Origin of the sequence: Embleya sp. NBC_00888 (genome assembly GCF_045207655.1) — a bacterium.
In the GTDB taxonomy this organism is placed as follows: domain Bacteria; phylum Actinomycetota; class Actinomycetes; order Streptomycetales; family Streptomycetaceae; genus Embleya.
Window position 1 is genome coordinate 3,443,561 of record NZ_CP108784.1, and the last position, 22,893, is coordinate 3,466,453.

Sequence of the window (22,893 nt, forward strand, 5' to 3'; positions counted from 1 at the left end):
GATGCGCCGGGCACCGACGCGAGGGTCAGCCCGGATACGTGCGCGCGAGCGCCACCGCGTCCGCGAGCGAGTCCACCACCGGCACGCCGACCCCCTCCAGGCTGGCCCGCGCGTGCGAACCGCCCGTGTACAACACCGCTCGCGCGCCCACGTGCAGCGCCGCCGCCGCGTCGTCGGCGGCGTCGCCGATCAACACCACCTCACCCGGATCCCGACCCAGCGCGGCCAGGTGCCGGACCAGGTGCTCGGCCTTGCCGCCGCCGGGCGGACCCACCCGCCCGTCCACCCGGACGAACCGCTCCTCGATCCCGAACCGGCGCACGAACGGCATCAGCGACTCGTGCTCGGTCAGCGACAACAACGACTGGGTGCCGCCCTCGTGCTGCCACGTGCGCAGCAGTTCGTCCGCGCCGCCGGCGAGCTCGCACAGCGCGCTGTGCGTGGCGTAGACCTGCTGGAAGGCGTCGTCGAGCAGCACCCACTCGGCGGCATCGGGAACCCGGCCGGTGACCTTCTCGTAGAACTTCGGCACGGGCACGCAGTAGAGCTCGCGATAACGCTCGAGGGTCATCGGCGGCAGCCCCAGCAGCGCGAACGAGGCATTGGTGGCCGCGATGATCGCGTCCATGTCGTGGAACAGCGTGCTGTTCCAGTCCCAGACCAGGTGCGGAGGTCGACTCTTCATGGACCTTCATTGTGCCGTGGGCACGCTCACAGCAGGTCGGCAAGCTCCTGTGTCGCGAACCACAACAACTCGTGCTCCTCGGTCGCCTCGATCAGATCGTCGGTGAGCCCGCCGGCCAGCGCCGCGGCGATCGCCTTCTCGGCCTCGGCGGTGTCCATGTGCACCGCCGCGATCCGCTTGCGCGGCACCGTCGCGTCCACCAGCACCGCTCCCGGCCCGTCCTGCGCGCGCACGCTCACCAGGTGGTCCGGTACGTCCGCCGCGAGCACGATCCGACGCGTGCCGCCCGGCTCGCCCGCGAGCAGCCGCAGCGAGGCCTCGGCGGCCCGGGTCAGCGCGCCGTACTCCAACTCCTCCTCGTCCTCGCTCTCGTACCAGGCGCGAAACGCGTCGGTGACCGCGTACGCGGGCAGCGGTGCCGAGACGATCGCGCCCTCGGCGTGCACCGAGGCCAGACCTGCGGGCGTGGTGGGGATGAACACACGCATCGGGCGACTCCAATCGAGTGAAATCCCGGCATCCGTTCGAGTTCGCCGAACGCCGGGGCGACGGTCGACCTACCGCCACATTGCGTGAGTCGACGCGCGTCAGCGTAATCCCAGGGCGGCCAGACGAATGGTTGACCACGCGCCGCGAGCCGGCTAGGAAGTGCCTGCACACGTCCCGGTCGGGGGAACGAGCGGGACGTGTGCGCGGCCACACCGGACGCTCGCGTCCCCGCACGCCTTTCGCACGTCTTCGCACAGCTTCACGGGGAGGACCCATGGTCCACACGAACACCGTCCGCACCACGACGCCACCGCACCTGTACGTGGTGCGGGCACCCGCCGGCGAGAGCCCCTTCGATCCGGCCCCGGCCGGGCGAGCCGATCGCGGGATCCTCCCGCTTCGCCCGCCCGCGCACCGGGCCACGCTCGTGCACGGCTCGCTCGCGCTCGCGCCCGATCCGGCCTTCGACCCGCCACCCGCGACACGCCCGGCACTGCGGCTGATCCGCGCCCTGGACGAGCCCGACCCGGCCGAGGCCAGGCTGCGCGCGCGACGGCTGGCACACGCGCTCGCCGAGATCGGCTCCGGCCTGCGCGCGGTCACCCAGTTGCGGCCGTACGCCTCCGCCTCCGTCTACGCCACCACACACCACCTGGTCCGCCGACTCGCCGCCCGCCGGGTCGGCCGGCTGAGCGTGGAATCGTGCGGCGGCCGGGCCCCCGCCGACGGCGTCGCCGAGGGCTACGCCCGACTGCGCGCGGCCTCCTGGGTCCTGACCCTCGCCTTCCGCCTCGAACGCGACGCCCCCACCCGCCGGCCCACCGACACGTGGTTGTGCACCGCGCTGGAACACGACGGCCTCACCTGACGCGAAAAACCCGAGGGTCCGGACCGCGGTCGCGGTCCGGACCCTCGGGTCGATCCATCACTTCGGACAAGCCGTCGACCACCAGGCTGCACGTCGGCCATCCGGCCCGTCCGGCAACCACCCGGCCCGTCCGGCGTTTGAGGACAGGCGGGCCGCAGGCCGACCGAGTCGACCCGGGTCTACTTCTTCTTGCGCTTCGCGCGCTGCGCGCGCCTGCGCTCGGCCCGAGTCGCACCCTCGTCGACCTCGACGTCGTCCTCGTCGAAGTTCTCCTCGGAGGTGATCACACCACCCTCGCCGTCGATCGTCGGCGCGCTGTACTGCAGGTGCGCCGGCCGCTGGGGCGCGTCCAGGCCCTTCGCGTGGATCTCCGGCAGCGGCGCGACCTTGTCGATCGAGATGCTCGGCGCCTCGGGCACCTGCTCGATCTCGACCTCGACGTTGAAGAGGTAGCCGACCGACTCCTCCTTGATGCCCTCCATCATGGCGTTGAACATGTCGAAGCCCTCGCGCTGGTACTCCACCAGCGGGTCGCGCTGCGCCATCGCCCGCAGGCCGATGCCCTCCTGGAGGTAGTCCATCTCGTAGAGGTGCTCACGCCAACGACGGTCCAGCACCGACAGGATCACCCGGCGCTCCAGCTCGCGCATGACCTCTTCGCCGAGCTTCTCCTCGCGCAGCGCGTACGCGGCCTGGGCGTCCGCCCGCAGCAGTTCCACGAGCTGCTCGGTATCCAGGTCGGAGCGGTCGCCGAACTCCTCCTCGACCTCCTCGATCGTGACGCTGACCGGGTACAGCCGCTTGAGGTTGGCCCACAACTTCTCGAGGTCCCACTCCTCCGCGAAGCCCTCGGTGGCCCCGTGCACGTACGCCTCGACGGTGTCGTCGATGAAGTGGCCGATCTGCTCCTGCAGGTTCTCGCCCGCGAGCACCCGACGGCGCTCGCCGTAGATCACCTCGCGCTGGCGGTTCAGCACCTCGTCGTACTTGAGGACGTTCTTGCGGATCTCGAAGTTCTGCTGCTCGACCTGGGTCTGCGCGGACTTGATCGCGTTGGAGACCATCTTCGACTCGATCGGCTGGTCCTCGGGCACGTTGGCCAGGGTCAGCACGCGCTCGACGATGTTGGCCTTGAACAGGCGCATCAGGTCGTCACCGAGCGAGAGGTAGAAGCGCGACTCGCCGGGGTCGCCCTGGCGGCCGGAGCGACCGCGAAGCTGGTTGTCGATCCGGCGGGACTCGTGCCGCTCGGTGCCCAGCACGTACAGGCCGCCGAGGTCGGAGACCTCCTCGTGCTCGGCCTTGACCGCCTTCTTGGCCTTCTCCAGCGCGTCCGGCCAGGCGCCCTCGTACTCCTCCGGCGTCTCGGTCGGGGTGAGCCCGCGCTGGGCGAGTTCGGCCGCGGCGAGGTGGTCCGGGTTGCCGCCGAGCATGATGTCGGTGCCTCGGCCGGCCATGTTGGTGGCCACCGTGACCGCGCCCTTGCGGCCGGCCTGCGCGACGATCTGCGCCTCGCGCTCGTGGTGCTTGGCGTTGAGCACCTCGTGCGGCACGCCGCGCTTGCGGAGCTGGGCGGAGAGGTACTCGGACTTCTCCACGCTCGTGGTGCCGACCAGGACCGGCTGGCCCTTCTCGTGCTTCTTCGTGATGTCCTCGACCACCGCGTCGAACTTGGCCTCCTCGGTCTTGTACACGAGGTCGGACTGGTCCACGCGCTGCACCGAACGGTGGGTGGGGATGGGCACCACGCCGAGCTTGTAGATCTGGTGGAACTCGGCGGCCTCGGTCATCGCGGTGCCGGTCATGCCGCCGAGCTTCTTGTACAGGCGGAAGAAGTTCTGGAGGGTGACGGTGGCCAGGGTCTGGTTCTCGTCCTTGATGTCCACCCCCTCCTTGGCCTCGATCGCCTGGTGCATGCCCTCGTTGTAGCGGCGCCCGGCGAGGATGCGGCCGGTGTGCTCGTCGACGATGAGCACCTCGCCGTCCACGACCACGTACTCCTTGTCCCGCTTGTACAGCTCCTTCGCCTTGATGGCGTTGTTCAGGTAGCCGACCAGCGGGGTGTTGACCGCCTCGTAGAGGTTGTCGATGCCGAGGTAGTCCTCGACCCGGGCGACGCCGGACTCGTGGATCGCGACGGTGCGCTTCTTCTCGTCGACGTCGTAGTCGCCGGTCTCCTCGATGCCCTTGAGCGGGTTGGCCGCCTCGCCGCGCTTGAGCCGCTTGACCATCTTGGCGAAGTCGGCGTACCACTTCGTGGCCTGGTCGGCCGGGCCGGAGATGATCAGCGGTGTGCGGGCCTCGTCGACCAGGATCGAGTCGACCTCGTCGACCACGGCGAAGAAGTGGCCGCGCTGCACCAGTTCGTCGGCCGACCACGCCATGTTGTCGCGCAGGTAGTCGAAGCCGAACTCGTTGTTGGTGCCGTAGGTGATGTCGTACCCGTACGCCTTGCGACGCTCGTGCGGCGGCATGTTGGCCAGGATGCAGCCGACGCTCAGGCCCAGGAAGCGGTGGACGCGTCCCATCCACTCCGAGTCGCGCTCGGCGAGGTAGTCGTTGACCGTGACCACGTGCACGCCCTCGCCGGCGATCGCGTTCAGGTAGGCGGGCAGCGTGGAGACGAGGGTCTTGCCCTCACCGGTGCGCATCTCGGCGATGTTGCCCAGGTGCAGCGCGGCACCGCCCATCAGCTGCACCTTGTAGTGCCGCTGGCCCAGAGTGCGGCGCGCGGCCTCGCGAACGGTGGCGAAGGCTTCCGGAAGCAGGTCGTCGAGGGTCTCCCCGTCGGCGTAGCGCTGCCTGTACTCGTCCGTCAGTGCCCGAAGCTCGGCATCGGAGAGGTCCTTGAAGTCATCTTCGATCGACTCGATCTGATCTGCGATGCGGTTGAGCTTGCGCAGGATTTTGCCCTCGCCGGCGCGCAGGACCTTGTCGAAGATAGACACGCTGGATGAGCTCCTTGCCCGACGGCGCCCGCCCGCCTTTCGGACGTGACGGCACGGCGGGGCCCGTCCCGCCGATACGGCCATCGTATGCGAGGAGGCAAGCCGGGATCGAGCCTCGCGGGCCGGCACAGTGACCGGCATGGAACCTGTGGAGATCGCGGCGGGGCGCTTTCAGCTCCGGCCCTGGAACGAACACGATGTCGAGGTGGTCCGCGAGGCGCTGGCCGATCCCGAGATCACCCGCTGGATGTCGGTGCCGACGGACGGTGACCCGAGAGCGTGGCTGACCGCCCGCCAAGAGCGCTGGGCCGACGGCGACAGCCCCTCGTTCGCGGTGATGGACGCGGTGACCGGCGAGGTCCACGGCCACGTGGCACTCAAGAACCTCGTCCCGCGGTGGCGCACGGGCGAGATCGGCTACTGGACGCTGAAGGGCGCGCGGGGCCTGGGCGTGGCCCGGCACGGGGTGGGCGCGGTGACCCGGTGGGCGTTCGGCGCGCTGGACGTGCACCGGGTGGAACTGCGGCACGCGGTCACCAACACCGCCTCGTGCGCGGTCGCGAGCGCGGCCGGATATGCACTCGAAGGAGTTCTCCGGGACTGCGTCATCGGCGCCGCCGAGCCCTTCACCGACGTGCATCTGCACGCCCGGCTCGCCACGGACACCTGATGCGAACACACGTTCTAGGGTGGCGGTCATGACCACACAGCCGACCATCTTGCCGGGCACCGAACTGACCGCCGACGAGGCCCGCCGGATCGTGCTGGCCGCGCAGGGCCTCCTGGGCGCCCCCGACCGCCGCGCGGGCGTACCCGGCGTGCTGCGCTCGCTCGGCGCGGTCCAACTCGACACCATCTCCACGCTGGCCCGCTCGCACGAACTGGTGCCGTACGCCCGCCTGGGCCCGGTCGGCCGCCCGGCCGTCGAGGCCGCCTACTGGCGCGGCGACACCGCGTTCGAGTACTGGTCGCACGCGGCCTGCGTGCTGCCGATGTCCACGTGGCCGGACTTCGCCTTCCGCCGCCGGCACTACCGCGGACGCGGTCACCTGTGGGGCCATCAGGTCACCCCGGAGGCGTACGCGAGCGTGCTGGACCGGCTGCGCGCCGAGGGCCCGCTCACCGCGACCGGCCTGGGCGGCGCCAAGAACCGGGGCGAGTGGTGGGACTGGAGCGAGACCAAGGTCGCCGCCGAGCGCGCGCTCGCCTTCGGCGACGTGGTCTGCGTGCGCCGCGAGGGCTGGAAGCGGGTGTACGACCTCCCGGAGCGGGTGATCCCGGCGGCCCTGCTCGCCGAGGAGCCCGACGACGCCGAATGCGTCCGCCGCCTGGTCGCGCTGGCCGGCCGCCAACTGGGCGTGGCCACCCGGGCCGACCTGATGGACCAGTACCGGCTGACCCGGGCCCAGGTCGACGCCGCGCTGCCGGACAGCGGCCTGGTCCCGGTCACCGTCGCGGGCTGGGGCGAGCGGGCGGCCAAGGAGGGCACCTGGGCCGACCCGACCGCGCTCGCCGCCGCACCGCGCGGCCGCCATCGCACCACGCTGCTGTCCCCGTTCGACGCGCTGGTGTGGGACCGGCCACGCACGGCCCGGGTATTCGGCGGCTTCGAGCACCGACTGGAGGCGTACGTGCCGGCCGCCAAGCGCGTCCACGGCTACTTCGTGATGCCGCTGCTCGCCGGCGGGCGGTTGATCGGCCGGGTGGACCCGGCCCGCGAAGGCCGCACCCTGGTGGCCCGCCGCCTCTCCTTCGAGGCCGGCCCCAAGGTCACCGAGCGCGCCCTGACGGCCATGGCCGACGCCATACGCGAGGCCGCAACCTGGGTGGGCTGCGAAACCATCCGCATCGAACACCTCACCCACGAAACCACCCGCGCCCCCCTGAACGCCCTACTCACAACCTGACCCACACACCACACCAACCCCACCCACCGCCCAAGCCCCCCACACTCAGCCGGCCGGCGTTTGAGGCCACTCAGCCCGGCCGGCGCTTGAGGCCAACCAGGAAGCCGCACGGCCCGAGTGCGTTTGAGGCCACCCCGGAGGCCGCACGGCCCGAGTGCTCAGTCGCCGATCTCCAGAATCTTCTCCCGCATCGCGTAGACCACGGCCTCCATCCGCGAGTGCAACTGGAGCTTCTCCAGGATGTTGCGCACGTGGTTCTTGACCGTGTTCTCACTGATGAACAACTGCTTGGCGATATCGCGGTTGTTGCGGCCGGTGGCCACCAGCCGCAGCACCTCGATCTCGCGATCGGTCAGCCGCGGCGCGGGCACCAGGCGTCGTTCGTCGTCGCGCCTGCTCATCGACTTGAACTCGGTCAGCAGCTTGACCGCCATCGACGGGCTGATCTGCGACTGCCCGTCGGCCACCGCCCGGATCGCCGAGGCCACCTCGCCGTGCGAGATCTCCTTCAGCAGGTAGCCGGTCGCGCCGGCCTTGATCGCGTCGTAGAGGTCGGCCTCTTCCTCGCTCATCGTCAGCATGATGATCTGCGTGCTGGGCGCGACTTCCTTGATCGCCGTGCACGCCTCGATACCGCCGCGTCTGGGCATCCGGACGTCCATCAGGATGATGTCGGGCAGCAGATCCTGCGCGGCCTCCAGCGCCTCGGCCCCGTCCCCGGCCTCGCCCACCACCGTGATGTCCGGTTCGGGCGCGAGCACGATGTCCAGACCCCGGCGAAACAGATCGTGGTCGTCGACCACCAGCACGCGAATCGGTTCGCCCGCTGAGCCGTGGTCCACGCGGGTCGGAACAGACTGTTCACCCACCGTGTTTCCCCCCTGGGTCGGCACGATCCGTGTCCAGGACATGATCCCACGTGATCGCCACTACGCCAGGCCCTGATGGGTGTTATGTGCGGAACGTACTTGCGAAGCGGAACTTTCGCCAGGGAACGCCAGGGTCGAGGACGCAACCGACGCCGAAACCCCGAAGGGTTTCGGCGCCGGATCACCGACCGAGGGCGCGCCCGAACGGCCCGACCGCTGTTACTGCGGTCCGCCGTCCTCGCGGTCCTCGGGCTTGAGGTGGATCACACCGTAGTCGTAGCCGTGCCGGCGGTACACCACGCTCGGCCACCTGGTGCTCGAATCGATGAACAGATAGAAGTCGTGGCCTACCAACTCCATCTCGTACAGCGCCTGGTCGAGCGCCATCGGGCGCCCGGCGTGTACCTTCTCGCGAACCACGAGGGGGCCTTCGCCGTCTACCTCGATCGGGCCCGCCATGTGCGGCTGGGGCCTCAATTCGCCGTTCTTCACAGCCTCGATGTCTTCCGCGGACGCCACCACGGCCCCGTTGAGCCGATCGGCGTGATTGATCTCCGCAGTGGCCGCGCCCACCGATACGGGGGAGCGGTGACCATGGTGCACGCGCCGCCGGTCGGCGGCCTTGCGCAACTGCGCTTCGAGCCTCGCGCACGCCATGTCGAGTGCGGCGTATGGGTCGGACGCGGCGGCTTCGCCCCGGATGACGGGACCACGCGTGTTCAGCGTGATCTCCACCCGGTCCGAACGCTCCGCCAGCCGCGGGTTCCGCTCCTTGGATACCTCGACGTCAACGCTGATCACCTTGTCGTCGAGCTTGCGGATCTTCTCCAGCTTCTCGACGCAGTGCTTGCGAAAACGCTCGGGTACCTCGGTCTTGCGGCCCTTGACGACAATGTCCACGCAGAACTCCATCCATTGCGCCATGCCGGAGGGGTGGGCACCCAACCGACCGACCAGGTCGCCGATGGCCCTGCTCCGGCCGGCGCCGCCGGGCGGTCGCGGCCACCACGGCCGCCGCCTCGACTCGCCCTCCCACGGCTCGGACCGCACGGGTCGCCTCCGCGAGAGTTGCGCCGGTGGTGCAAACATCATCGACGACGATCACCACACTAATGCCCGTAAACAAGGGCGCCAACCTGTCCGAAACGATCATTGATCGGTGGACGTTCATCCCCCGTTCACGTGCGGAAAGACCGGCTTGATCCCGTACTCGACGGGTATGTCGCAGTGCCGGCAGCACGCGCGTACGGGTCCCGCCCGCGCGCAACCGACCGGCCGCGCGCACGGCCAGCTCGCCGGTGGCGTCCCGACCCCGGCGGCGCACCGCGGCCCGGGTCGAGGGCACCGGGACCAGCAGACAGGGCCCGGCCGGGTCGCTCAGCCCGGCCGCCGCGGCCCGCGCGAGCGCGTCGCCGAGCGGACGGGCCAGGGTGTGCGCGCCGTGCTCCTTGTACGCGGCGAGCACCGAGCGCACCGGCCCCTCGTACCCGGTGATCGCGTGCACCGGCGGCAGGCCCTCGGGCGCGGGGGTCGGCCGCGCGGGCGCGGGCTCCGGGGCGAAGACCCCGTGGCACTCGGCGCACAGCAGCGCGCCCGGCTCGGCGCAGCCCGCGCAGTGCACGGGCAGCACCAGGTCGGCCCATGTCGCGAACACCCGACGCCGTTCCATGTCCCCAAGCTCGCACGTCCGGCCCGGAAACGGACCCGTCGCGGGCGCGACCACCCGATCCGGTCATGGCGCGCCGTGGCGAACGATCGAACCCGCCCGGGCCCGACCGGACCCGCCCACAGCCGACCGGTACGCCACGCGGCCCGCCGGGACGGCGGGCACGCCCTAACCGGGATAGACCGGGTACAGCCCGCTGTGCACCTTGGTCCAGTTGTTGCCCTGGGACAACTGGTAGATGTTCTCCTCGCCGGAGTCCGCCAGCAGGGGCTGGTCCGCGCCGTCCGGGGCCGCGATGCGCAGCATGCCGTTGACCGAGGCGACCGAGACCGAGATGCCGCCGTCGATGTCCACGATCTGCGGCTGGAGCGCGCCTTGGCCCTCCTTGCCCAGCACCACGAGCCGGTCGGCGCCGTTCCAGGAGATCGCCTTGACCTCGACCAGCGAGGGGATCACCGAGCGCGGCGCGGCGATCGTCATGGCCACCGTGCCGTTGCTCACCCGCCGCTCGACCCGGCCGATCAGGACCTTGCCGTTGTCCACGATCAGCGCGGCGCGCGCGCCGTCCGGGGACAGCCGCAGGCCGGTGATCCGGGACGCGGCGATGCCCTGCACGTCGACCTCGACCCGGGTGATCTGCTTGCGTTCGTCCTCGTACAGCGCGAGCACCCGCTCGGCGTTCCTGGTCCGGTCCAGCACCCACAGCACACCCCGGCCGTCCCAGGTCGGGCTGAGCAGCGACGCCGGACCCGTGCTCAGCCACTCCTGAACCTCGCCGTGGCCGTCCACGTCACCGACCCACAACTTGCGGCCGTTGGTGTCGATGCCCGCGATCCGGCGGCGGAAGGGGTCGCGCGAGACGGCGATCTGGTCGACCTTGTAGGTGCCGTCGCCGAAGGGTCCCGGCAACACCGGCGGATTGCCGTTCGGGCCGGGCACCACGTTGACCACGTTGCCCTTGGCGATGAAGTAGCCGGTGGGCGAGGACGTCTTGGCGGCCCGACCGGGGTCGTACTGCGCCGCGTCGTCGTCGGAGAGCGAGCACATCGGGGCGCCGCCGCCGGTGATCGAGACGGAGTCCACCCCGGAGACCTGGCGCAGCGTGTACAGCAGTTGCGCGGCCATCCGCTCGCAGCCCTTGGTCTGGGCGAGTCTGGCCTCGCGGTTGAGCTGGACCCGGGCGATCCGGTTGTCCTCGATCGAGACCACCCGGTCGGCCGGCGCGGTGCCCGGCGGGAACGCGGTCTCCACGACCGGCCGCAGCCAGTCGGTGGGGCCTTCCACGAGTTGGCGCACCAGCGCGGAGGTCAGGCCGACCCGGCTGCGCAGGTAGACCGGGTCGGGCACCAGCATGTCCTTGCCCACCGGCATCGCGGTGGCGAACCAGTAGGTGTTCACCGACCGGTAGATCCGGTGGAACTCGGCCCGGGACAGGATCAACCCGTCCGGAAGGTCGGCGATCCGCCACTGGTTGTCGGTGCCCAGACGCAGTTGCAGGGTGGCCCGGTACTGCGCGTTCGGCTGCTGCTCGGGCTGGTAGGCGTTGCGGCTGTCGACCGTGCCCACCCGGGTGCCGGACACCTCGGCCTGGTAGGTCCGCTCGTCGGCGCCGGGCACGAGTTCGATCCGGGCGATCGACTCGAGCACCACGATCTCGCGCGTGGGCACCCACTTGGCCCGCGCCTCCGGGGTCAGGTAGGCCCGCGCCGTCGCGTAGTCCGGCTCGTCGCTGGTGACCGCCTCCAGGAAGCCGGCGACCATGCCGTGCGGCTGCTCGCCGGGCTTGGGCGGCACGGCGAACACTCGCACCTGCTGCTCGGGGCCCTGGTCCTTGGTGCCGCCCTTGCCGGCCTCGCGCACGCTGCCGCTGTGCGGCATCGACGCGCACGCGCTGAGCGTGCACAGCACACACAGCAGGGCCAGGAACGGGGTGATCCGCCTCATCGACTGCCTCCCGGGGATCCGGCCGCGCGCACGGTGCGCCGATACGGCGAGCCGGCCGGGCCCAGGCCCCGATTGGCCCGCGAGTCCTCGGGCTCCAGCGGCAGCGGCGAACGCACCAGTTCGCCGCCCGCGGTCTTGGGCAGGCTCAGCCGGAACTGCGAGCCGCCGCCGGGCTCGCCCCACGCCTGGAGCCAGCCGCCGTGCAGGTTCGCGTCCTCCAACGCGATCGACAGGCCCAGGCCGGTGCCGCCGGTGGTCCGCGCCCGGGCCGGGTCCGCTCGCCAGAACCGCGCGAACACCAGGGAGGACTCGCCGGGCTTGAGGCCCACGCCGTAGTCGCGCACGGCCACCGCGACCGAGTCCTCGCCGCCGGCGACGCTGACCACCACGTCGTGGCCCTCGCCGTGCTCGACCGCGTTGACCACCAGGTTGCGCAGCACCCGGTCGATCCGGCGCGGGTCCACCTCGGCCACACACGGCTTGTCCGGCACGCGCACCACCAGGCGGCTGCCGCGGCGCTCGGCCAACGGCTCGGCGCCCTCGACCACCCGGCGCACCAGGTCGCGCAGGTCCACCGGCTCGGCGTCGAGCACGGCCGCGCCCGCGTCGAACCGGCTGATCTCCAGCAGGTCCGACAGCAGCGCCTCGAACCGGTCCAACTGGTTCTGCAACAGCTCGGCCGATCGCCTGGTGGCCGGGTCGAAGTCCTCGCGCGCCTCGTGCAGCACGTCGGCGGCCATCCGCACGGTGGTCAGCGGCGTACGCAATTCGTGCGAGACGTCCGAGACGAACCGGCGCTGGACCCGGGAGAGCTCCTCCAACTGTCTGATCTGGTTCTGCAGGTTGGAGGCCATCTTGTTGAACGAGGACCCCAGCCGGGCCAGGTCGTCCGCGCCGACCACGCGCATGCGCTCCTCCAGGCGCCCGGCGGCCAGTCGCTCGGCGATCCGCGCCGCCATCCGCACCGGCGTCACCACCTGCCGGGTCACCAGCGCGGCGATCGCCACCAGGAGCAGCACCAGGAACACCCCGGCGGTGGCCAGCGTGCTGCGCACCAGCCCCAGGGTCTTCTCCTCCGGTCCGAACGAGAAGAAGTAGTAGAGCTGGTAGGACCCCCCGTCCGGGTCCTCCAACCGGGCTCCGACCACCAGACCGGCCTCGCGGGTTCGCTCGGCCGGACCGTCGCCGCGCTGCCCCTCGCGGACGATCTGGGTGTACTGCAACAGCGCGACCCCGCGCTTGAGGCCGACCTCGCGGCGCAACTCGGCGGGCACGCTCGCGTCCGGGACCACGTCGCCGGACGCGCGCGGGCTGCGGCCGGACCCGGGGGAATCGTCCGCGGTGTCCTGGCTGGTGGCGGCCACGTCGTAGACCCCCTGACCGCCGCTGGAGAGCTGCTTGACCAGCGCGTTGAGCCAGTCGCCGGTGTTCACCCGGGTGCCGGACGCCGGGGTGCCGGTGGGCACCTGGACATGCCGGCCCGGACTGGTGGCGATCTCGTCGGCCTGGGCGCGGGCATCCTCGAACCCGCCCTGGGCCTGGGACCGGGCGGAGGCCACCTTCGCGTCGAGCAGGCCGTTGCGGACCTGGCCGACCACCACCACCCCGAGCAGCACCATCACGGCGACGGACAGGACCAGCGTGGTGGCCACCACGCGAAACTGGATCGATCTGTTCCACAGCGCGATGACCCGGCCCACGCCACCGCGCACACGACGCAGGGCGAGGGACCAGGCCGACGGGGAGGGCGGGCGCTGTGCGGTGCTCACCGGTACGAACTCAAGGTCAGGCCGGTCCCGCCTTGTAGCCGACCCCGCGCACGGTGACCACCGTCTCCGGGCGCTCGGGATCGCGCTCGATCTTCGAGCGCAGCCGCTGGACGTGCACGTTCACCAAGCGGGTGTCGGCCGCGTGTCGGTAACCCCAGACCTGTTCGAGAAGCACCTCGCGGGTGAACACCTGCCAGGGCTTGCGGGCGAGTGCGACAAGGAGGTCGAACTCCAACGGGGTGAGCGCGATGTTCTGCCCGTCCCGCTTCACGGCGTGGCCGGCCACGTCGATCACCAGATCGCCGATCACCAACTGTTCCGGGGTGGGTTCTTCGGCTCTGCGCAGGCGGGCCCGCACACGAGCGACAAGCTCCTTGGGCTTGAACGGTTTGATCACATAGTCGTCGGCTCCGGATTCCAGCCCGACCACGACGTCGACCGTGTCGCTCTTGGCGGTGAGCATCACGATCGGCACGCCGGACTCGGCACGGATCTGGCGGCAGACGTCGATGCCGTCGCGGCCGGGCAGCATCAGGTCCAGCAGCACCAGGTCCGGTTTGACGTCCCGGAAAGCCTGGAGTGCCTTGTCGCCGTCCGCCACGAACGACGGCTCGAACCCTTCGCCACGCAGCACGATGCCGAGCATCTCGGACAGTGCGGTGTCGTCGTCAACGATGAGGACGCGTCCCTTCATGTGCATCATCGTCGCATTACCGGATTGTGACCTGCACTCATCCGACCGATTCCGGCCGCGTCCACGCGCGTCAAATCCACCTTTTTCGGGGCAATTGCCATGATCGAGAAGGTGGAATCACCGCGAATACCGGTCGAATACCGAGGCGTACGCCGGCCCGCCGACTCGCGCAACGGACATTTCGGCCACGAGCACGACCGCCGCGGGCATCCGCCGACGCCGCGCCGGCCGGCCCCGGAACGCGTGCGGAGCCCTCCACGTTGTCCACCCGATCGGTGCGCCCGCACGGCGAACCGCATCCCGTGACCGCCCGTTCATCCGGGCCCCGCGCAGGCATGCCACGATGAGTCACCACCCGATCAGGACGAGGAGCGCAAACGCATGACGGACTCGCCCGGCCCGCCCACCCCGGACGCCCCGGGGCCGGACGGAGAACGCCCGTCGGACGACGCCACGTCACCCGACCGGACCGCACCCGCGCCTGCCTCGCAACCTCCGGCCACACCCCCGGTCGCGCCTCCCGCCACGCCCTCGTCCGCGGGCTCGTCCCCGGACGAGACGGCCGGCGAGGCCGCCGAGGAGGCCGCCGGCGAGCCCGTGCCCGCGGACCGGCCCACGTCCTCGGACGAGCCCGCGTCCTCGGACGAGCCCGCCGCCGCGAACGCGCCGACGTCGTTGGACAAGCCGCCCGCCGAGGACCGGCCCCAGCAGCCCGGCCCGCGGGCCCCGGCTCCCGGTTGGGCACCCGTCCAGCCCCCCGCCGCCGGCTGGGGCCCGCCCCAACCGGGCCCGGGCAACGGCTGGGGACCCCCGAACCAGGGCCCGGCCAACGGCTGGGGACCCCCGCAGCAGGGCCCCGGCCCGCAGGGACCCGGTCCGGACCCGCGCTGGGGCGGCAACCAGCAGCCCCTGTGGGGCGCTCCTCCCGGCTGGAACGGCCCCTACGTCCAGGCCGCCAAGCCCGGCGTGATCCCGCTGCGCCCGCTGAGCGTCGGCGAGATCCTCGACGGCGCCTTCGCCGCCATGCGCTCGCACTGGAAGGTCATGATCGGCATCGCCGTCGTGGTCGCCCTGCTCACCCAGTGCCTCGAAGTGCCCATCACGTGGCTGCTCAACCGCGAGTTCTCGCCCAGCGACCTCGGCGACGACCCCTCCGGCGAGGAGGTCCGGCACTACCTGCGCGACACCGCCGCACTGGTGTTCGTGCCGATCGTGGTCTCCACCCTCGGCCAGATCGCCGCCACCGCCATGCTCACCGTCGTGGTCAGCCGCGCCGTGATCGCCAAGACCATGTCCGCCGGCCAGGCCTGGGCGGCCGTCCGCCCGCTGTTCCCGCGGCTGCTCGGGGTCACCTTCGCCAGTTGGCTCATCCCGGTCGGCGCCCTGCTGGTGGCCCTGCTGCCCGGCCTGGTCCTGCTGGCCGTCGGCGCCGACGGCCTCGGCGCCCTGCTGCTGCTCCCCGGCATGATCGGCGGCATCGTCGCGGCGATCTACCTCTACGTCTGCCTCGCCCTGGCCGGCCCCACGCTGATGCTGGAGAAGCAGTCGGTCCGCAAGTCCCTGGAACGCTCACGCAAGCTGGTCACCGGCTCGTGGTGGCGCGTGTGCGGCATCATGCTGCTGATCGCGCTGATCATGGCGATCGTCGGTGGCATCATCCAGACACCGTTCCTGCTCGCCTCCGACGGCTTCTCGGCGATCACCGCCTCGGACGCCTCCGACATCCCCGAACCCTCCTTCCTCGACCTGCTGATCACCGGCGTCGGCGCGGTGATCTCCTCCGCGCTGCTGTTCCCGTTCGCCGCCGGCGCCACCGCGCTGCTCTACATCGACCAGCGCATCCGCCGCGAGGCACTGGACCTCGACCTCGCCCGCGCGGCCGGCGTCCTGGACGACCAGCCCGGCGGCGACACGACCTCGGGACCCACGCCGGCGTGACCCGCCACATGCCGCCGATCCCGGCCCGGGACTGGGAACCGGTGGACATCCCGCGCGACGACGCGCGGGATGCCGCCCGGGACGAGCTCTCCCGCAGCGAATACCACCGCGACGACCCCAGCCTGCTCAGCCGCGCCCTGGACTGGTTCTTCGACCACCTGGGCGACCTGCTCTCCCGGGCCGGCGACAACAGCCCCGGCGGCGGCATCGGCCTGGTGGTGATCCTCCTCGTGCTGATCGCCGCGATCGTGCTGCTGCGGCTGCGCCTGGGCCCACTGCGCGCGGCCCGCCGCCGCGCGGACCTGCCGATCTACGGCGACCAGGGCCCGATGTCGGCCGCCCGACACCGCGCCGCCGCCGACGCGCACGCCGCCGAGGGCCGCTGGGACGAGGCGGTCCGCGAACGCTTCCGCGCCATCGTGCGCGCCCTGGAGGAACGCGCCGTGCTCGACGTACGCGCCGGCCGCACCGCCGACGAGGCGGCCGTCGAGGCGGGCCGAGCGCTGCCCGACGCCGCGGCGGACCTGCGCACCGCCGCGGCGACCTTCGACGACGTGCACTACGGCGGCCGTACCGCCGACCGGGAACTGGACCACGCCCTGCGCGAACTCGACGCCCGCTGCGCCGCCGCCCGCCCGCACACCGACGAGCGGGTGCCGCGATGAGCGAGACCGCGCTCGGCCCCACCACCGAACAGGTGTGGCGGCGCCTGCGCCTCCCCCTGGCCCTGGTCGCCCTGGTCCTGATCGTGGTCTCCGCGCTCGTACTGCTCCAGGGCGACCGACACGAGGGCCGCCTGGACCCCCGCTCCACCGGCGGCCAGGGCAGCAAGGCCCTGGCCCGGCTGCTCGGGGCCGAAGGCGTCCAGGTGAGCACGGTCCGCTCCGCCGAGGAGGCGGCCCGCTCCGTCGGCCCGGACACCACCCTCCTGCTGCCCTTCCCCAACCTGCTCACCGAAGAGAGCCTGCGCACCCTCGCCGCCGCCGCGCCGGCCCGCACCGTCCTGGTCCGCCCCGGCGAGGACGCGCTCGCGATCCTGGCGCCCGGCGTGCACACCGCCCGCGACGCCGACCACCGCACCCTGCAACCGGGCTGCGCACTGCCCGCCGCCGAGCGCGCGGGCGACGCGGACATCGGCGGCGGCCGCTACGACACCTCGCTGCTCCCCGGCGCCACCGGCTGCTACCCGGACGCGGGCCGACCGACGCTCGTGCTCGCCCCGATCGGCACCGGCCACGACACGGTCGTGCTCGGCTCCGGCAGCCCGCTGGTCAACGACCGGCTCGACGACCGCGGCAACGCCGCCCTCGCACTCAACCTGCTCGGCGCCCACCCGCGCCTGGTCTGGTACCTGCCCGGCTCCGGCGAACTCCCGCCCGCCGACGACTCGCTGTGGGACCTGCTCCCCTCCGGCTGGCGGTGGGGCGCCGCCCAACTGGCCGTGGCCGCCGTCCTGCTGGCCCTGTGGCGGGCCCGCCGACTCGGCCCCGTGGTGGCCGAACCACTCCCGGTCGTGGTGCGCGCCGCCGAGACCGTGGAGGGCCGTGCCCGGCTGTACCAGCGCGGCCGCGCCCGTGGCACCGCCGCCGAACTGCTGCGCGCCGCCGCCCGCGAACAGCTCGCGCGCGCCCTGGGCGGCAACGCCGGCGAAGCCGCCCTGATCGCCTCGATCACCGCCCGCACCGACCACACGTCCGCGCACCTGCACGCCCTGTTGTACGGTGCGAACCCGGAGAGCGACGAGGCCCTCGTCACCCTGTCCGACGAACTCGACGCGCTGATAAGGCAGGTACGCACGACGTGAGCGCACCCGAGCAGACCCGCGAGGCGCGCGACGCCCTCGAAGCCCTGCGCGGCGAGATCGGCAAGGCCGTGGTCGGCCAGGACGCCGCCGTCACCGGACTGGTGATCGCCCTCCTGTGCCGGGGCCACGTGCTCCTGGAAGGCGTCCCCGGCGTCGCCAAGACCCTGATGGTGCGCGCCCTCGCCCGCAGCCTGGATCTGACCACCACCCGCGTGCAGTTCACCCCGGACCTGATGCCGGGCGACGTCACCGGCTCGATGGTCTACGACGCGCGCACCGGCGCGTTCTCCTTCCGCGAGGGCCCGGTGTTCACCAACCTGCTGCTCGCCGACGAGATCAACCGCACGCCGCCCAAGACCCAGGCCGCGCTACTGGAAGCCATGGAGGAGCGCCAGGTCTCGGTCGACGGCACCACCCGACCGCTGCCCGACCCGTTCATGGTCGCGGCGACACAGAACCCGATCGAGTACGAGGGCACCTACCCGCTGCCCGAGGCCCAGTTGGACCGCTTCCTACTCAAGCTCACGCTGCCGCTGCCCGAGCGCGACGACGAGATCGTGGTGCTGCGCCGGCACGCCGAGGGCTTCGACCCGCGCGACCTGGAGGCGGCCGGCGTACGCCCGGTCGCGGGCGCCGCGGACCTGGCCGCCGGTCGCCGGGCGGTGAGCGCGCTGCGCGTCGACCCGAACATCCTGGCCTACGTCGTTGACCTGTGCCGGGCCACCCGGACCTCCCCGTCCCTGGCCATGGGCGTCTCCCCACGCGGCGCCACCGCGCTGCTCGCCGCCGCGCGCGCGTGGGCCTGGCTGGCCGGCCGCGACTACGTCACCCCCGACGACGTCAAGGCACTGGCCCGCCCGGCCCTGCGACACCGCGTCCGGCTGCGTTCCGAGGCCGAGATGGAAGGCGTCACGCCCGACGTGGCGATCGACGCCGTCCTGGCCCACACGCCGGTCCCGCGTTAACCGCCGATGGCCCTGACCGGTCGTGCCGTCCTGGCCGCAGCACTGGGCATCCTGGTGGTCGGCCTGCTCCTGCCGTCCCTGGTCGGTCTGGCGGTGGTCGAGGGCGCGCTGCTGCTCGGCATCCTCGCCGACCTGCTGCTCGCCGCCGGCGTCCGCGGCCTGGCCTTCGAACGAGGCGGCGACACCGCGGTCCGCCTCGGCGAACGCGCCGAGGTCACGCTGACCGTCACCAACCCCGGCACCCGCCCCCTGCGCGGCCGACTGCGCGACGCGTGGCCGCCGAGCACCGGCACCACCACACAGCGGCACGACCTGGGCATCCCCGCCGGCGAACGCCGCCGGCTCACCACCACGATGACCCCCACCCGCCGCGGCGACCGCAACGCCTACCGGGTCACCGTCCGCTCGATCGGCCCGCTGGGCCTGGCCGCCCGCCAGGCCTCGCACCAGGTGCCGTGGCGACTTCGCGTGTTGCCCGGCTTCCCCAGCCGCCGACTGCTGCCCTCCAAGCTGGAACGCCTGCGCGAACTCGACGGCCGCTCGGCCCTGCTCACCCGCGGCGCGGGCACCGAGTTCGACACGCTGCGCGAGTACGTCCCCGGCGACGACGCGAAGTCGATCGACTGGCGCGCCTCCGCCCGCAACCAGGGCGTCGTGGTGCGCACCTGGCGCCCCGAACGCGACCGACACATCCTGATCGTGCTGGACACCGGCCGCAGTTCGGCCGGCCGGATCGGCGACATCCCGCGCCTGGACGCCGCGATGGACGCGAGCCTGCTGCTGACGGCGGTCGCCAATCACGCGGGCGACCGGGTCGACCTGCTCGCCTACGATCGCCGCGTACGCGCCGAGGTCCGCCGGGCACCCCGAAACGGCATACTCCCCGCCTTCGTCCAGGCGATGGCCACCCTGGAACCGGAGTTGATCGAACCCGACGCCCGAGGCATGGTCGCCGAGGTCCTGCGCCGCTCCCCGCGCCGCTCACTGATCGTGCTGATCACCGGCCTGGAACGAGAGGCGGTCCAGGAGGGAATCCTCCCGGTGCTGCCCGGCCTGGCCGCCCGTCACGAGGTGATCGTGGCGTCGGTCGCCGACCCGGCGATCACCGCCATGGCCGGCCGGCGAGGCGATGTCACGGCGGTCTACGAAGCGGCCGCCGCCGAGCGCGAACTGGCCGAACGCCGCTCCACCGCAGCCGAGTTGCGCCGCAAGCGGATCACCGTCGTGGACGCCCCACCCGGTGAACTGGCCTCGGCGCTCACGGACATGTACCTGGCCTTGAAGCTGGCCGGGCGGCTGTAGCTCGAAGGGTCGGCCCGAGCGAGCGGACGGAGTCGCCGTTGCGGGCGCGTCCGCCGCTCGGCCGCGCCGACGCTCCTCGCGATGCCGGATCAGCTCCTCGACCGCACTCGGCAGCGTCGCCTCGAAGTCGATCGGCTTCGCCCGGGTCGGGGTCACCACGACCCGGACCATGCCGTGCCCCGCGGGATGTCGGACGGAGCGAGTCGGGGTGTTCAACCACCCGGGGTGACGTGCCCGTTCGCCCACGCCCAGGCCGCGATCCCGACCCGATTGCGCACCCGCAACTTCGCCTGGATGTTCGCGATGTGCGTCTTGGCGGTGCCGGCGGTGATGTACAACTCGGCGCCGATCTCGGCGTTGGTGTGTCCCCGGGCGATCAGCCGAACGATCTCGTGCTCCCGGGTGGTGAGCGGATCGGGGGCCGGGGGCCCGGCCGGGGTGGGATTCGCGGCCGAAGTCGAGGTCACAGCGGACGTCGGGTTCGGGTGTGGGTATGGGTATGGGTGCGGCGGGTGCGGGTCCGGGTTCGCCGACAGTCGATCGAGCAGGCGGACGGTGACCTGCGGGCTGATCAACGTGTCACCCGCCATCGCCGCCCGGACCGCCTCGATCAACAGCGTGGGGCCGGACCGCTTGAGCAGGAACCCACAGGCCCCGTTGCGCAGCGCGGTGTGCACGTACTCGTCGACTTCGAAGGTGGTCACCACGATCACCCGCGTGGGCGTGGCCACGGCCGGGCCGGCGAGCCGCCGGGTGAGTTCGAGCCCGTCGAGCCGAGGCATGCGAATATCCGCCAGCACGACGTCCGGACGCAGCCGTGCCGCCGCCTCGACGGCCGCGACACCGTCGGCCGCCTCACCGACCACGGTCATGTCCGGCTGCGAATCCAGCACGAGCCGAAACCCGCTGCGAATGTCGTCCTGGTCGTCGGCGATCAGGATGCGCGTGGTCACCGGTTCCTCGTTTCCTGGGTCGAGCGAGCGGTTCCGCCGGCCGTGGGCACGGGTTGGGGCGGGTCGACGGAGTGGGGAGCGCGGTCGGCGCGGTCGGCGGGCAGGATCGCGTGGACGCGCCAGCCGCGTTCGAACGGTCCGGCATGGAACTCGCCACCCGCCTCGCGCACCCGCTCACGCAGCCCGGCGAGCCCGCGCCCGCCGCCTCCCGTGCGACGGCGCGCGAGGTCGTCGGTGACGGCGACGGCGGCGCCCGTGACGCCCACGGTGTCGTTGTCGTCCACCACGAGTACCGCCACGGCCGGACGGCCGAATCGGGACGTCGTGGTGACCGCGACGTCCACGCCGACCGCGTTCGGCGCGTGTCGGCGGACATTGGTCAGTGCCTCGACCACCACCCGGTGGACGGCGGCCGACGTCTCACGGGACACAGCGGTCACTGGGACGTCCGAGGTCGGGTCGGCGGTGGTAACGGCGCCGGCCGCGGTCGTGAGTTCGGGAGCGATGGTCAGGACCGCGCGGGTGCCGGCCGAGGTGGTGAAGTCGGCGATCAACTCCGGCAACCGATCGATACCGGGCAAGGCCGCCCGAGACGCCGCCCGATCCGAGTCGCCGACATGCAGCGTGGTGACCATTCGGTCCATCGATGCCAACGCCGCCAAACCGGCCCGCTCGATCCGCTCGAGGGCGACCAGCGCCCGAGCGGGGTCCGACGCACCGACGAAGCGGGCCGCCTGGGCCTGCGCGACGATGCCACTGACGTCGTGCGCGACGTAATCGTGCAAGTCCCGGGCGATGTCGAGCTGCTGCTCACGGCGAGCCGACGCGACCGCGGCCACCCGCCGCCGCTCGACCAGTCGCGGATACCCGCCCAGGACCACCGCCACGACCACCGGAAGCCCCCAGAACACCGCCGCGCCGAACGCCTCCAGGGGGCCACCCCGCCACTCCGCCAACGGCAACGACCACAGCGCGACCGCAGCCCCCATCGCCCCGATCGCACCCCCTGCCGACCGCCACGGCTCCCAACGCGCGCACACCCCGACCAGAACCAGCAGTACGGCCACCCGGGCGAGCCCCCACATGCCCGACTCCGTCGACGAGGACCACACCTGCCCCAGGAGGGAGATCAAACAGAGCCCACCCAGCCCGACACACACATACGACAGCCACGCCCCCGGCCGCGGCCGACACAACACGGCCCACAGCGCCACCGCACCGCCGGCCACGGTCGGCACCACCGCAAAGGAGCTCTGCCCAAAACCAATCCCGAGCCCGACGCCAACGACGGCAACCACACAGACAACCGCCGAAGCACGACCGCCGGACATCCCGATCCCGAGCCTGATCCCGGTCCACGTCCTGATCCCGAGCGTCACATCCCACCCCGAATCCCACCGACAGCGGCAGGCCCTCCAGTGCGGACTTCAGTGCCGGCCTCGACTCGGAACCCTCCATCGGCAGCAGTGCCCATCGGCGCGTTTCCCCCATCCATCACATGATCACCAGAGCGTAGACGCGCGCACTTTCCACGCGCCTCTACCAAAAGGCAGAGAGCCCACCCGGGTCCGCATCTGCCGATCGTCCGATGGCCCGATGGAGACCCGGACCTTGCGGCGAGAGGTGAGCTTTGGTTGGCAAAAAGCATCCGGGGGAGGTGCTCGGGTGGCGTATGCCAGATGACGTTCCCGAGTGGGGCGGGTTTTCGAGCGCGCAGCGCGGGCGGTGCCGTCAACCAGCCATCGAACATCCGTGCCGAGAGCCGGTTCGTGCCCTCTCGGTCGATGCCGGATACGAGGCCGCTCGAAATGGAAATCCGCGGAAGAGCCGGGAAACGCAAAAGGCCCATCCCTGTTCGGGATGGGCCTTTCACACGTTGATTCCGGCGGCGTCCTACTCTCCCACACCCCTTCGAGTGCAGTACCATCGGCGCTGGAGAGCTTAGCTTCCGGGTTCGGAATGAGACCGGGCGTTTCCTCTCCGCCAAGACCACCGGAAAACCATCGAACCCTGCAAAAGGGTCGTTCGGTGAACCAGAAATCACATGCGGTGATTCAATTATCAAACGGGTTCCCCGAAACCGATTGCGGTT

At 71.7% G+C, this 22,893-nt stretch carries 19 protein-coding genes and 1 rRNA gene; 8 read left to right on the forward strand and 12 right to left on the reverse strand.

Annotated elements, in window-relative coordinates; genetic code table 11:
- Positions 1-25: 25 nt before the first annotated feature.
- Positions 26-685, reverse strand: coding sequence for an HAD family hydrolase (locus tag OG948_RS14100; protein WP_406296693.1), 660 nt, complete (start codon positions 683-685; stop codon positions 26-28).
- 26 nt (positions 686-711) lie between these two features.
- Entirely contained in the window at positions 712-1,173 is a 462-nt protein-coding gene (locus tag OG948_RS14105; RefSeq protein ID WP_406296695.1) for a DUF6912 family protein, read from the reverse strand.
- Positions 1,174-1,448: 275 nt separating this feature from the next.
- Here OG948_RS14105 and OG948_RS14110 point away from each other — a divergent pair, with 275 nt between their 5' ends.
- On the forward strand, positions 1,449-2,042 hold the full coding sequence (locus OG948_RS14110; protein ID WP_406296697.1) for an Rv3235 family protein: 594 nt from the start codon (positions 1,449-1,451) through the stop codon (positions 2,040-2,042).
- A gap of 179 nt (positions 2,043-2,221) precedes the next feature.
- On the opposite strand, the gene secA is transcribed toward OG948_RS14110, so the two are convergent.
- A complete protein-coding gene (gene secA, locus OG948_RS14115; protein WP_406296698.1) occupies positions 2,222-4,990 on the reverse strand; it encodes a preprotein translocase subunit SecA in 2,769 nt (922 codons plus the stop codon).
- Positions 4,991-5,129: 139 nt separating this feature from the next.
- Here secA and OG948_RS14120 point away from each other — a divergent pair, with 139 nt between their 5' ends.
- Both OG948_RS14120 and OG948_RS14125 read left to right on the forward strand, forming a co-directional pair.
- Positions 5,130-5,660 (forward strand): GNAT family N-acetyltransferase, encoded by a 531-nt coding sequence (locus OG948_RS14120; RefSeq protein WP_406296700.1) that lies wholly within the window; start codon positions 5,130-5,132, stop codon positions 5,658-5,660.
- A gap of 28 nt (positions 5,661-5,688) precedes the next feature.
- Positions 5,689-6,897 (forward strand): winged helix-turn-helix domain-containing protein, encoded by a 1,209-nt coding sequence (locus OG948_RS14125; RefSeq protein ID WP_406296702.1) that lies wholly within the window; start codon positions 5,689-5,691, stop codon positions 6,895-6,897.
- Positions 6,898-7,055: 158 nt separating this feature from the next.
- Here the strand turns inward: OG948_RS14125 and OG948_RS14130 are convergent, their stop codons facing one another.
- From OG948_RS14130 to mtrA, 6 genes are all read right to left on the reverse strand, one after another.
- Positions 7,056-7,766: a response regulator transcription factor gene (locus OG948_RS14130; protein ID WP_052174179.1), complete on the reverse strand. Its 711-nt coding sequence runs from the start codon at positions 7,764-7,766 to the stop codon at positions 7,056-7,058.
- Positions 7,767-7,985: 219 nt separating this feature from the next.
- Positions 7,986-8,666, reverse strand: coding sequence for a ribosome hibernation-promoting factor, HPF/YfiA family (hpf, locus tag OG948_RS14135; protein ID WP_395863432.1), 681 nt, complete (start codon positions 8,664-8,666; stop codon positions 7,986-7,988).
- Positions 8,554-9,435 carry a ComF family protein gene (locus OG948_RS14140; RefSeq protein ID WP_406300255.1) on the reverse strand — a complete coding sequence of 294 codons (882 nt, stop codon included), beginning with the start codon at positions 9,433-9,435 and terminating at the stop codon, positions 8,554-8,556. The genes hpf and OG948_RS14140 overlap by 113 nt, the downstream gene beginning before the upstream one ends.
- 165 nt (positions 9,436-9,600) lie before the next feature.
- A complete protein-coding gene (locus OG948_RS14145; RefSeq protein ID WP_406296704.1) occupies positions 9,601-11,376 on the reverse strand; it encodes an LpqB family beta-propeller domain-containing protein in 1,776 nt (591 codons plus the stop codon).
- Positions 11,373-13,145: an MtrAB system histidine kinase MtrB gene (gene mtrB, locus OG948_RS14150; protein ID WP_406296706.1), complete on the reverse strand. Its 1,773-nt coding sequence runs from the start codon at positions 13,143-13,145 to the stop codon at positions 11,373-11,375. The genes OG948_RS14145 and mtrB overlap by 4 nt, the downstream gene beginning before the upstream one ends.
- A 16-nt stretch (positions 13,146-13,161) precedes the next feature.
- The gene (gene mtrA, locus OG948_RS14155) at positions 13,162-13,839 is read right to left on the reverse strand and encodes an MtrAB system response regulator MtrA (protein ID WP_026219725.1); all 678 of its coding nucleotides are present in this window, start codon (positions 13,837-13,839) and stop codon (positions 13,162-13,164) included.
- Between the two features lie 381 nt (positions 13,840-14,220).
- On the opposite strand from mtrA, the gene OG948_RS14160 reads away from it, so the two are divergent.
- The 5 genes from OG948_RS14160 to OG948_RS14180 are packed head-to-tail and all read left to right on the forward strand — an operon-like array spanning position 14,221 to position 19,848.
- Entirely contained in the window at positions 14,221-15,777 is a 1,557-nt protein-coding gene (locus tag OG948_RS14160; RefSeq protein WP_406296708.1) for a hypothetical protein, read from the forward strand.
- Positions 15,774-16,442 (forward strand): DUF4129 domain-containing protein, encoded by a 669-nt coding sequence (locus tag OG948_RS14165; protein ID WP_406296710.1) that lies wholly within the window; start codon positions 15,774-15,776, stop codon positions 16,440-16,442. Before OG948_RS14160 ends, OG948_RS14165 begins: the two co-directional genes overlap by 4 nt.
- Positions 16,439-17,581: a DUF4350 domain-containing protein gene (locus tag OG948_RS14170; protein WP_406296712.1), complete on the forward strand. Its 1,143-nt coding sequence runs from the start codon at positions 16,439-16,441 to the stop codon at positions 17,579-17,581. The genes OG948_RS14165 and OG948_RS14170 overlap by 4 nt, the downstream gene beginning before the upstream one ends.
- Positions 17,578-18,546: an AAA family ATPase gene (locus tag OG948_RS14175; protein WP_406296713.1), complete on the forward strand. Its 969-nt coding sequence runs from the start codon at positions 17,578-17,580 to the stop codon at positions 18,544-18,546. The genes OG948_RS14170 and OG948_RS14175 overlap by 4 nt, the downstream gene beginning before the upstream one ends.
- A 6-nt stretch (positions 18,547-18,552) precedes the next feature.
- Complete coding sequence (locus tag OG948_RS14180) at positions 18,553-19,848, forward strand: DUF58 domain-containing protein (protein ID WP_406296715.1); 1,296 nt, start codon at positions 18,553-18,555, stop codon at positions 19,846-19,848.
- 212 nt (positions 19,849-20,060) lie between these two features.
- Here the strand turns inward: OG948_RS14180 and OG948_RS14185 are convergent, their stop codons facing one another.
- From OG948_RS14185 to rrf, 3 genes are all read right to left on the reverse strand, one after another.
- Complete coding sequence (locus OG948_RS14185) at positions 20,061-20,801, reverse strand: response regulator (protein ID WP_406296717.1); 741 nt, start codon at positions 20,799-20,801, stop codon at positions 20,061-20,063.
- A complete protein-coding gene (locus OG948_RS14190; protein ID WP_406296719.1) occupies positions 20,798-21,934 on the reverse strand; it encodes a sensor histidine kinase in 1,137 nt (378 codons plus the stop codon). Before OG948_RS14190 ends, OG948_RS14185 begins: the two co-directional genes overlap by 4 nt.
- 747 nt (positions 21,935-22,681) lie before the next feature.
- Positions 22,682-22,798 (reverse strand): 5S ribosomal RNA (gene rrf, locus OG948_RS14195).
- Positions 22,799-22,893: the final 95 nt, after the last annotated feature.

Bases quoted from the DNA above. Each gene is read 5' to 3' on its own strand.
- OG948_RS14100 (WP_406296693.1), bottom strand. From the start codon at position 685: ATGAAGAGTCGACCTCCGCACCTGGTCTGGGACTGGAACAGCACGCTG.
- OG948_RS14105 (WP_406296695.1), bottom strand. From the start codon at position 1,173: ATGCGTGTGTTCATCCCCACCACGCCCGCAGGTCTGGCCTCGGTGCAC.
- OG948_RS14110 (WP_406296697.1), top strand. From the start codon at position 1,449: ATGGTCCACACGAACACCGTCCGCACCACGACGCCACCGCACCTGTAC.
- OG948_RS14120 (WP_406296700.1), top strand. From the start codon at position 5,130: ATGGAACCTGTGGAGATCGCGGCGGGGCGCTTTCAGCTCCGGCCCTGG.
- OG948_RS14125 (WP_406296702.1), top strand. From the start codon at position 5,689: ATGACCACACAGCCGACCATCTTGCCGGGCACCGAACTGACCGCCGAC.
- OG948_RS14140 (WP_406300255.1), bottom strand. From the start codon at position 9,435: ATGGAACGGCGTCGGGTGTTCGCGACATGGGCCGACCTGGTGCTGCCC.
- OG948_RS14145 (WP_406296704.1), bottom strand. From the start codon at position 11,376: ATGAGGCGGATCACCCCGTTCCTGGCCCTGCTGTGTGTGCTGTGCACG.
- mtrA (WP_026219725.1), bottom strand. From the start codon at position 13,839: ATGAAGGGACGCGTCCTCATCGTTGACGACGACACCGCACTGTCCGAG.
- OG948_RS14160 (WP_406296708.1), top strand. From the start codon at position 14,221: ATGACGGACTCGCCCGGCCCGCCCACCCCGGACGCCCCGGGGCCGGAC.
- OG948_RS14170 (WP_406296712.1), top strand. From the start codon at position 16,439: ATGAGCGAGACCGCGCTCGGCCCCACCACCGAACAGGTGTGGCGGCGC.
- OG948_RS14180 (WP_406296715.1), top strand. From the start codon at position 18,553: ATGGCCCTGACCGGTCGTGCCGTCCTGGCCGCAGCACTGGGCATCCTG.